Genomic DNA, 10342 nt, shown 5'->3' on the forward strand with positions numbered 1-10342 from the left:
GGGCCGCGGGCCACTAGCTCAATTGGCAGAGCTGCGGACTTTTAATCCGTAGGTTCAGGGTTCGAGCCCCTGGTGGCCCACCGTGGTTCGGGCAGCACCCCGGTCGTCGTGGACGCCGGGGTGCTGTCGTGTTTCCGCCCCTTCGCCGGGCGGCCCGACGCCGGGTGCCGGGTCGTCACCGTCCGGGGCGCGGGCGCGACGCTCCCCGGGCAGGGCGACAACTCCCCCCGCGGGTACGGGTCGGCGGCCCGGTCTGCACGGCAGCCGGGCCGGCGGGCGGATTCCGGGCTGGCGCGGGAGCCGTGAAGTGGTGTGAGTCACACCGGAATCATGCGATTTCGGGTGCTCTGCGTGGGTGTCATCCGTTGATCGGTGGGGTTGCCCACGGGCCGGAGGTCGGTGATCGCGTTGGGCCTAAATATGATCGGAAGTCGCGATCGTCGATAGGGCTGACGGTCGTATGTGCAACCTGGGAACGGCCCGGGCCGTCTCCCTGTGTGCGGTGCGCCGGATCGTCAGGGGCGTCGCTTCCGTCGGTGAAAGGTACGCGCATGTCAGGTCAGTGGGGCGAGGGCCCGGCTCGGGGCGAGGACGAGCCCGGGGCGCTCACGACCGGAGGCGCGAAGGACAGCGGTGCCGTGCCGCCGCCGCGTTCCGGCGGCCGGGCGGAGGCTCGCCGCGCCGGCCAGGGCAAGGGCGGCCGCAGCGGCGGCGGCGGCGGTGGCGGCGGCAAGGCGGAGGCGAGCGGTGGCCGGGCGGCCGCGCGCAAGGGCGCCAAGCCCAAGAAGAACGTGAAGAAGATCGTCGCCTGGTCGACGGCGGGCGTGCTGGTGGTCCTGGCCGGTGTCGGCGGCGCGATCTACCTCAAGCTGAACGCCAACATCAAGTCCTTCGACGGCGACGCGATAGCGCGCAACCGCCCGCCGGAGGCGCAGGCCGACGCGGACGGCAACAAGCCGGTCAACGTGCTGCTGATCGGGTCGGACAGCCGCGGCAAGAACAACTCCGACCTCGGCGGCGGCGAGGACGGCGGCGCGCGCTCGGACACCACGATCCTGCTGCACGTCTACGCCGACCACAAGCACGCCGTGGGCATCTCGATCCCGCGCAACGCGATGGTCCAGATGCCGTCCTGCAAGCTGCCCAACGGCAAGTGGACCAAGGGCGGGAACACCGACCTGTTCAACGCGGCCTTCTCGATGGGCGGCAGCGACGACGGCAACCCGGCCTGCACCCAGAACACCGTGGAGAAGGTCACCGGCATCCGGGTCGACCACACCCTGGTGGTCGACTTCAACGGCTTCGCGGCGATGACCAAGGCCGTGGGCGGCGTGGACATCTGCCTGCCGAAGCCGATCTACGAGGGGGACATCAACCCCAAGCTGCCCAAGAAGGGCGACGTGGTCCTGCCGCAGGGCAAGCAGACGGTGGAGGGCCAGCAGGCGCTCGACTACGTCCGGCTGCGGCACGGCATCGGCGACGGCTCGGACATCGGCCGGATGATGCGCCAGCAGGCGTTCCTCAGTTCGCTCGCCACCAAGATCAAGAAGGAGGGGATGAACCCCACCACCCTCCTTCCGCTGGCCGACGCCGCCACCAAGTCGCTGACCGTCGACCCGGGTCTGGACTCGGCGGACAAGCTGCTGTCCTTCGGCCTGTCGCTGAAGAACATCGACATGCACAACCTCAAGTTCGTTACGGCGCCCTGGCGTTACCGGACCCAGGACAAGAACATCGACCTGGTCGAGGCCGACGCCAACAAGCTCTGGGAGACCCTCAAGGCCGACCAGACCATCGACGGCCAGAACGCCACCGGCCAGCAGCCGGACGCCCCGGCCGGCGGCACCACCGCTCCGGCCCCGCAGCAGCCCGCGCCCGCCACCACCCCGCCCGCCCCGGCCGGGGACGCGGCCAACTCCGCGATCAGGGTGGCCGTCTACAACGGCACGACCGTCAACGGACTGGCGGGCAAGGGGACCGAGCTGCTGAAGGGCGCCAAGTTCACCGCGAGCACGGCCGGCCAGGCGATGAGCACCAAGTACAAGACCACCACGATCGAGTACGGCTCAGGGCAGAAGGCGAACGCCGAGAAGGTCGCCGAACTGTTCCCGGGCGCCAGCCTGGAGACCAGCAGCTCGCGGGGCATCTCGGTGATCGTCGGGCAGGACTACGCGGCCGCGGCGGGGATGGCCTCCGGCGCGCCCGCCGGCGCGGCGCCGACCACCCCGGGGGTCCAGGCGCCCCCGCAGCCGCTGCCGACCACCATCACCAACGACGCCCGCTCGGCGGACGACGACATCTGCGCGAACACCAGCTACGGCAGCGGCGGCTGACCGAGGCCGCCGTACGGCAGCACGGGAGACCCCCGGGCCGGCGCCCTCCGGGGCGCGCGGGCCCGGGGGTCGTGCCATGGTGGGCCGGGAGGGGACCGCACGTGCCCGCGGTCACCGCGAAAGGCGGACCCCATGCCCGAGATCGCCCTCCAGCTCGACATCGCCGCGCCCCGGGAGGTGGTGCTGGCCGCGCTCACCACGCACGACGGGCTGACCGCCTGGTGGACGACCGCCGTGGACCGGGACGGGGACGTGCTGCTGTTCGACTTCCCCGACGTCCCGGAGCCGTTCCGGCTGCGGGTGGAGCGGGCCGACCGGGACCGGGTGGTGTGGACCAACGCCGGGTCCTTCCCGCCGCACTGGGCCGGCACCTGGATCAGCTGGGAACTGGCGGACCGGCCCGCGTCACCCGACCGGCCCGTCGTACCGGACCGGCCCGCCGCGCCGGATCACCCCGCCGCGCCGGATCACCCCGCCGCGCCGAACCATCCCGCCGCGCCGGACCACCCCGCGGCGCCCGGCCGGCCGGCCCCGGCCGAGCACACCCGGCTGCTGTTCCGGCACGGTGGCTGGCAGCCGGGCAGCGAGGACGGCGTCCCGGCGGTGGCCGGCACCTGGGCCGAACTCCTGGTCCGGCTCAAGGACTACGCCCAGAGCGGCAAGGTGCAGCCGTACTTCGTCACCGCGCACCGCCACGACGGCCCGTGACCCCGTGACCCCGTGACCCCGTGACCCCGTGACCTCCGTGCCCCCCGCGGCCGCCGGTCGCCCGCCAGGGCGCCGTCCGGTGGCGGGATCGCGGCGGCGGGCCGATGGTGGCGGTGTACCGCCGTCGTCCCGGCCGGTGCCGGACCCCGCGGGGCCCGGCCGGTCCGGCGACCCGACGGCCCGACCGGTGCGACGGCCCCGACCCGATCCGAGGGCCCGACCGCCCCGACCACCACAGCCGGCCACCACCGCCTCCGGGAGGCCCAGCAATGCCCGTAGTCACCGATCCGTACAAGCCCGGCACCCCGTGCTGGGTCGACCTGATGGCGAGCGACCAGCAGGCCGCGCTCGACTTCTACCGCGACCTGTTCGGCTGGCAGGGCGAGGTCGGCCCGGCCGAGTTCGGCGGCTACGCCGTGTGCACGCTCAACGGCAGGCCGGTCGCCGGGATCATGGCGCGGATGGCGCCCGAGGGGCAGCCGACGCCGCCGGTCGCCTGGACCACCTACCTCGCCTCGGACGACGCCGACGCGGCCAGGACGTCCATCGCCGAGGCCGGCGGCACCGTCCTGTACGACCCGATGGACGTCGGCACGATCGGCCGGATGCTGGTCGCCGCCGACCCGACCGGCGCGGTGTTCGGGGTCTGGCAGGCGATGGACTTCATCGGCGCGGGCGTGGTCAACGAGCCCGGCGCACTGGTCTGGAACGAGCTCAACACCGCCGACACCGACGCGGCCGGCCGCTTCTACCAGCCGGCCCTGGGGCTGCGCCCGGCCACCATCCAGGGCATGGACGGCTACTTCTCGCTCAACGTCGGCGACCGCACGGTGGGCGGCATGCAGGCGGTCCCGACGTACCTGGCGTCCGACACCCCCTCGCACTGGATGACGTACTTCCTGGTCGACGACGCCGACTCCACGGTGGACGCCCTGGTCAAGGCCGGCGGCTCGGTGATCCAGCCGCCGTTCGACATGCAGGCCGGCCGGATGGCCGTGGTCGACGACCCGCAGGGCGCGGTCTTCGCCGTGATCCAGTCGCCCGAGGCGCAGATGCCCGACTCCCCGTAGCCGCACCCGGCCGCGCCGGGGCGGAGCCGGGCCCCGGTGCGGCGGGCGGCAGCGGGCAGCGGCGGGCGGCAGCGGGCGGCCGGAAGCCGCCCTTCCCGCGACGCGCCGCCGGGAATGGGAGGCATCCCCCGCCTTCCCGGGTAAGACTGCACCCATGCTGGGGCTACCGGACGACATCCGTGCTTTCCTCTTCGACCTCGACGGGGTGCTCACCCAGACCGCGAAGGTGCACGCCGCGGCCTGGAAGGACACCTTCGACACCTTCCTGCGCGCCGAAGCCGCCCGCACCGGTGGGCAGTTCGTCCCCTTCGACGCCGTCGCCGACTACGACACCCACGTGGACGGCCGCCCGCGCCTGGACGGCACCCGCGCCTTCCTGCTCAGCCGGGGCATCGAACTGCCCGAGGGCACCCCGGACGATCCACCCAACTCCCGTACCGTGCAAGGGATCAGCCGGGCCAAGAATGACACCGTGCTACGGCTGATCCGGGAACAGGGAGTCCAGCCGTACCAGGGCTCGGTCGACTACGTGCACCGGCTGCGCGCGGCCGGACTGCCGAGCGCGGTGGTCTCCTCCAGCGCCAACTGCCGCGACGTGCTGCGGGCGGCCGGCATCGAGGAACTGTTCGAGGTGATCGTGGACGGCAACGTCGCCAAGGACGCGGGCCTGCCCGGCAAGCCCGCGCCCGACACCTACCTGTACGCCGCCCGCGCCCTCGGCGTCGAGCCGGCCCATGCCGCGGTCTTCGAGGACGCGCTCGCCGGGGTCGCCTCCGGCCGGGCCGGCGGCTTCGGCGCGGTGGTCGGCGTGGACCGCGTCGGCCAGGCGGCCGAACTGCGCCGGGACGGCGCCACCGTGGTCGTCCAGGACCTCTCCGAGCTGCTGGGGGAGCGGGCGTGAGCGAGCGCGGCGAGCGGGGAATCGAGAGGCGCGCGGGGGCGGATGCCCCCGCCGGGTGCGGCGAGGTGGGCGCATGAGTCCCTCGGACAACTTCACGATCGACCCCTGGCAGATCACCGAGCACGGCCTGGACCTGGCCTCGCTGGCCCGCGCCGAGTCCGTGTTCGCGCTCTCCAACGGGCACATCGGCCTGCGCGCCAACCTGGACGAGGGCGAGCCGCACGGCCTGCCCGGCACCTACCTCAACGGCGTCTTCGAGCTGCGCCCGCTGCCGTACGGCGAGGGCGGCTACGGCTACCCGGAGTCCAGCCAGAGCGTCATCAACGTGACCAACGGCAAGATCATCCGGCTGCTGGTGGACGACGAGCCCTTCGACCTTCGCTACGGCGAACTCGTCAGCCACAAGCGCTGGTTGGACTTCCGCGAGGGAATGCTGCACCGAGAGGCCGAGTGGACCTCCCCGGCCGGGCGGACGATCAGGGTGCGCTCCTCCCGGCTGGTCTCGCTCACCCAGCGCGCCATCGCCGCCGTCGAGTACAGCGTCGAGGCGGTGGACGGCCCGGTGCGGATGGTGCTCCAGTCCGAGCTGGTCGCCAACGAGCAGCTGCCCGGCGGCCCCGAGGGGGATCCGCGGGTCGCCGCCGTGCTGGAGGCGCCGCTGCACCCCGAGGCGCACCACGCCAGTGACACCAAGGCCGTCCTGGTGCACCGCACCCGCTACAGCGGCATCCGGGTCGCGGCCGGGATGGACCACGTCATCGACGGCCCGGAGGAGTTCGACACCGTCGCCGAGTCCGAGTCCGACCACTGCCGGATCAGCGTCACCACCGTGCTCAAGGCCGGACAGCGGCTGCGGCTGGTCAAGTTCATGGCCTACGGCTGGTCCGGCACCCGCTCGCTGCCCGCCGTCCGGGACCAGGTGGAGGCCGCGCTGACCGCCGCCCGGTACACCGGGTGGGACGGGCTGATCGCCGAACAGGCCGAATTCCTCAAGGAGTTCTGGGAGAGCAGCGACATCGAGATCGAGGGCGACGTCGAACTCCAGCAGGCCGTCCGGTTCGCCGTCTTCCACGTCCTCCAGGCCGGCGCCCGCAGCGAGGAGCGGGCCATCCCCGCCAAGGGCCTGACCGGGCCCGGCTACGACGGCCACAGCTTCTGGGACACCGAGACCTTCGTCCTGCCGGTGCTCACCTACTGCCTGCCCGCCGCCGTCAACCAGGCGCTGCGCTGGCGGCACACCACCCTGCCGCTGGCCCGTGAGCGGGCGGTCCAACTCGGCCTGTCCGGCGCGGTGTTCCCGTGGCGGACGATCCGCGGCGAGGAGTGCTCCGGGTACTGGCCGGCCGGCACCGCGGCCTTCCACATCGGCGCCGACATCGCCGCCGCCGTCGCCCGCTACGTCCGGGCCACCGGGGACGAGGAGTTCGAGCGCGAGTACGGGCTCGAACTCCTCGTCGAGACCGCCCGGATGTGGCGCTCGCTCGGCCACCACGACGTGGCCGGGAGGTTCCGCATCGAGGGCGTCACCGGCCCGGACGAGTACAGCGCCGTGGCGGACAACAACGTCTTCACCAACCTGATGGCGCAGACCAACCTGCGCGCCGCCGCGGAGGCCGCCGTCCGCCACCCCCACGAGGCCGCCCTGCTCGGCGTGGACACCGAGGAGACCGCCGCCTGGCGCGACGCGGCGGGTGCGATGTACATCCCGTACGACGAGGCGCTCGGCGTCCACCCGCAGGCCGACGACTTCACCCACCACCAGGTCTGGGACTTCGAGCACACCCCGCCCGAGAACTACCCGCTGCTGCTGCACTACCCGTACTTCGACCTGTACCGCAAGCAGGTGGTCAAGCAGGCCGACCTGGTGCTCGCCATGCAGGTGCGCGGGGACGCCTTCACCGACGAGCAGAAGGCCCGCAACTTCGCCTACTACGAGCGGCTGACCGTCCGGGACTCCTCGCTCTCCGCCTGCACCCAGGCCGTCATCGCCGCCGAGGTCGGCCAGCTCGACCTCGCGTACGACTACACCGCCGAGGCCGCCCTGATGGACCTGCACGACCTCGGCGGCAACACCCGCGACGGCCTGCACATGGCCTCGCTCGCCGGGGCCTGCATCGCCCTGGTGGCCGGCTTCGGCGGGCTGCGCGACCACAGCGACTCGCTCTCGTTCCGGCCCCGGCTGCCGTCCGGGCTGATGCGGCTGAGCTTCTCGCTGCTGGTGCGCGGGCACCTGCTCGGCGTCCGGATCAGCCACGACGGGACGACCTACACGCTGCGCCGCGGCGACATCCTCCACCTGCGGCACGACGGCGAGGCGGTGCAGGTCAAGGCCGGCTCCCCGGTCACCCTGCCGACCACCGTCCCGCCCGCCCAGGAGCGGGTCGCCCAGCCCCCGGGCCGTGAACCCGCCCGCCGCCAGCCCCAGGCCGGTCTGATGGCGGGCAAGCTCGGCCAGCAGGACCACCTGGCGGCGGAGTAGCGGCTTGCCCCCGCGAGCTCCCGCGCACCCCTGTCACCCGTCCGGCCCACCCCGGCTGCGCCCGGCCCCGCCCCGGCGGAGGGTGCAGGTGTCCCGTGGCGACCGAAGGAGCGCAGCCGTGGCGAGCGTGGCCGAACAGATGGTGGAGGTGCTCCGGCAGGCCGGGGTGGAGCGGGTCTACGGCGTCGTGGGCGACAGCCTCAACCCCGTCGTGGACGCGATCCGCCGGGCCGACGGCATCGGCTGGGTGCACGTGCGCAACGAGGAGGCCGGTGCCTTCGCGGCCGCCGCCGAGGCCGAGCTCTCCGGCCGGCTCGCGGTCTGCGCCGGCTCCTGCGGCCCCGGCAACACCCACCTCATCCAGGGCCTGTACGACGCCCAGCGCAGCGGCCTGCCGGTGCTCGCGCTGGCCTCGCACATCCCGTCCGGGCAGATCGGCACCGGCTTCTTCCAGGAGACCCACCCCGAGCGGGTGTTCACCGACTGCAGCAACTGGTGCGAGATGCTCTCCACCCCCGCCCAGCTGCCCCGGCTGCTGCGGGTCGCCATCCAGCATGCGCTCGGCTCGCACGGCGTCTCGGTGCTCGCCTTCCCCGGGGACGTCGCCGCGCTGTCCGCCACCGCGCCCACCGGCAGCAGCCACTTCCTCACCGAGCAGGCCGTCGCCGCGCCGCCCTGGTCCCAGGTCCAGGAGCTGGCCCGGCTGCTCAACGCGGCCCGCAAGGTGGCGCTGTTCTGCGGGGCCGGGGTGCGCGGGGCGCACGCCGAGGTGATGGCGGCCGCGCAGGCCTTGAACGCGCCGGTCGGCCACTCCCTGCGGGGCAAGGAGTGGATCCAGTTCGACAACCCGTACGACGTCGGGATGAGCGGCCTGCTCGGCTACGGGTCCTGCCACGAGGCGCTGCACTCCGCCGACCTGGTGCTGCTGCTCGGCACCGACTTCCCGTACGACTCCTTCCTGCCGCAGGCGCACACCGTCCAGGTCGACCACGACGCCACCCGGCTCGGCCGCCGCACCGCGCTGGACCTGGCCGTCCACGGCGACGTGGCCGCCACCCTGCGGGCCGTGCTGCCGCTGCTGGACGCCAAGCGCGACCGCGCCTTCCTGGACGGCATGCTGCGCAAGCACTGCCGGTCCCTGGAGGACGTGATCGGCGCGTACACCCGGGACATCGAGAAGCACCTGCCGATCCACCCCGAGTACGTCGCGGCGGTGCTGGACGAGGTGGCCGCCGAGGACGCGGTGTTCACCGTGGACACCGGCATGAACAACGTCTGGGCCGCCCGCTACCTCCAGCCCAACGGCCGCCGCCGGGTGATCGGCTCCTTCCTGCACGGCTCGATGGCCAACGCCCTCCCGCACGCGATCGGCGCCCAACTCGCCTGCCCGGGGCGGCAGGTGGTCGCGATGGCGGGCGACGGCGGGATCGGCATGCTGCTCGGCGAACTGCTCACGGTGGCCAAGCACCGGCTGCCGGTGAAGACGGTGGTGTTCAACAACGGCGCGCTCGGCATGATCAAGCTGGAGATGCTGGTCTCCGGCTACCCGGAGTCCGAGATCGACAACGGGGACGTGGACTACGCCGGGATCGCCCGGGCGATGGGCATCCAGGCGAAGCGGGTGACCGATCCGGCCCGGGTCCGGGAGGTGCTGGCGGAGGCCCTGGAGCGGCCGGGCCCGGCCCTGGTGGACGTGGTCACCGACCCCAACGCGCTGTCCATCCCGCCGCGCATCACCGCCGCCCAGCTGAAGGGCTTCGCGCTGGCGGCGAGCAGGACGGTGCTCTCGGGCGGCGTGGGGCGGATGGTCGACCTGGCCCGGAGCAATCTGCGGAACATCCCGAGGCCGTGAGCGCGGGGTCCGGGCCCAAAGTCCCGGGTCCTTGCCTTTGAGGCAAATTTCTTGCCCGGGTGGCACGGCGGGTGTCCACTGGACACATGACCAGCAGCTCCACCGGTGCCGCCGCCGCAGGCGAACAGCTCGACGACCAGGAGGTCGCCGGCCTCGCCGCCCGCCTTCGCGAGCACCGGCTCAGCAGTCGCCTCACGCTGGAGGTGGCCGCCGGGCGGGTCGGACTCTCCCCAGCCTATCTGTCCCGGCTGGAGACCGGCCGCCGGCAGCCGTCGCTGCCCGTCCTGCTCGGGCTCGCCCGCGCGTACGGGACCTCGGTCTCCGGACTGCTCGGCGAGACGCTGGCCGAGCCCGACCCGATCGTCCGGGGCGGCGACATCGAGCCCGGCCGGGCCGGTGGCTGGGGCTACCGCCGGGCCGGGGCCCCGGGCCGCGCCATGCAGGCCCTGCGGGTGCACGTCCCGCCGGGCGTCCAGGACGCGGTGGTCCGGGTCCACCCGGGCGAGGAGTGGCTGTACGTCCTGAAGGGCGCGCTCCGGGTCACCCTCGGGGACCGCGTCCACCACCTCGGTGTGGGCGACTCCGCCCACTACGACTCGCTCACCCCGCACTGCATCGCCGCCGAATCGGACACCGGCGTCGAACTGCTCTTCGTCCACACCTTGTTGCAGAGCCCCGGCGGCGAACTCTGCCTCGGCGGCGGCCCCGCCGCCATTCACTGAGTCGCCGTCAGAACACCCCGGAGGAGATCACCATGGCCGATCCCACCACCACCATCGCCCCCGACACTGCGGCCGGCCCGAAGACCATGGACGCCGGCAAGTGGGCCAACAAGCGGATCTACCTCCGCCTGCTGATCTACACCGTCGGAGGCCACGCCTTCGCCGGCTTCATCATCCTCCTGTTCGAACTCGGCAGCCGCAACAAGTAGTTCAAGCCCCGGCGTCCGCCGCCCCCCCCCCGGGGCGGGGGCCCCCCCCCCCCCCCCCCCCACGCCCG

The 10342-nt window shown here is 73.2% G+C and carries 8 protein-coding genes and 1 tRNA gene; all 9 read left to right on the forward strand.

From position 1 onward, the window contains the following. Window positions 1-7: 7 nt before the first annotated feature. A tRNA-Lys gene (locus ACFRMQ_RS03770) sits at window positions 8-80 on the forward strand. A gap of 471 nt (window positions 81-551) precedes the next feature. Further along, entirely contained in the window at window positions 552-2333 is a 1782-nt protein-coding gene (locus ACFRMQ_RS03775; protein WP_380726545.1) for an LCP family protein, read from the forward strand. 132 nt (window positions 2334-2465) lie between these two features. Further along, window positions 2466-3041: an SRPBCC domain-containing protein gene (locus ACFRMQ_RS03780; RefSeq protein WP_380726547.1), complete on the forward strand. Its 576-nt coding sequence runs from the start codon at window positions 2466-2468 to the stop codon at window positions 3039-3041. 269 nt (window positions 3042-3310) lie between these two features. Beyond that, window positions 3311-4111, forward strand: a complete 801-nt coding sequence (locus ACFRMQ_RS03785; RefSeq protein ID WP_380726549.1) for a VOC family protein — start codon at window positions 3311-3313, stop codon at window positions 4109-4111. Window positions 4112-4265: 154 nt separating this feature from the next. Beyond that, complete coding sequence (locus ACFRMQ_RS03790; protein ID WP_380726551.1) at window positions 4266-5012, forward strand: HAD family hydrolase; 747 nt, start codon at window positions 4266-4268, stop codon at window positions 5010-5012. Window positions 5013-5085: 73 nt separating this feature from the next. Continuing rightward, window positions 5086-7491, forward strand: a complete 2406-nt coding sequence (locus ACFRMQ_RS03795; protein WP_380726553.1) for a glycoside hydrolase family 65 protein — start codon at window positions 5086-5088, stop codon at window positions 7489-7491. Between the two features lie 139 nt (window positions 7492-7630). Then, window positions 7631-9343 (forward strand): pyruvate dehydrogenase, encoded by a 1713-nt coding sequence (locus ACFRMQ_RS03800; RefSeq protein ID WP_380726590.1) that lies wholly within the window; start codon window positions 7631-7633, stop codon window positions 9341-9343. Between the two features lie 86 nt (window positions 9344-9429). Continuing rightward, window positions 9430-10065 carry a helix-turn-helix domain-containing protein gene (locus tag ACFRMQ_RS03805; protein ID WP_380726555.1) on the forward strand — a complete coding sequence of 212 codons (636 nt, stop codon included), beginning with the start codon at window positions 9430-9432 and terminating at the stop codon, window positions 10063-10065. Window positions 10066-10097: 32 nt separating this feature from the next. Next, window positions 10098-10274 (forward strand): DUF6126 family protein, encoded by a 177-nt coding sequence (locus tag ACFRMQ_RS03810; protein WP_380726557.1) that lies wholly within the window; start codon window positions 10098-10100, stop codon window positions 10272-10274. Window positions 10275-10342: the final 68 nt, after the last annotated feature.

The sequence above is a fragment of the Kitasatospora sp. NPDC056783 genome, assembly GCF_042789895.1.
Lineage (GTDB): Bacteria > Actinomycetota > Actinomycetes > Streptomycetales > Streptomycetaceae > Kitasatospora.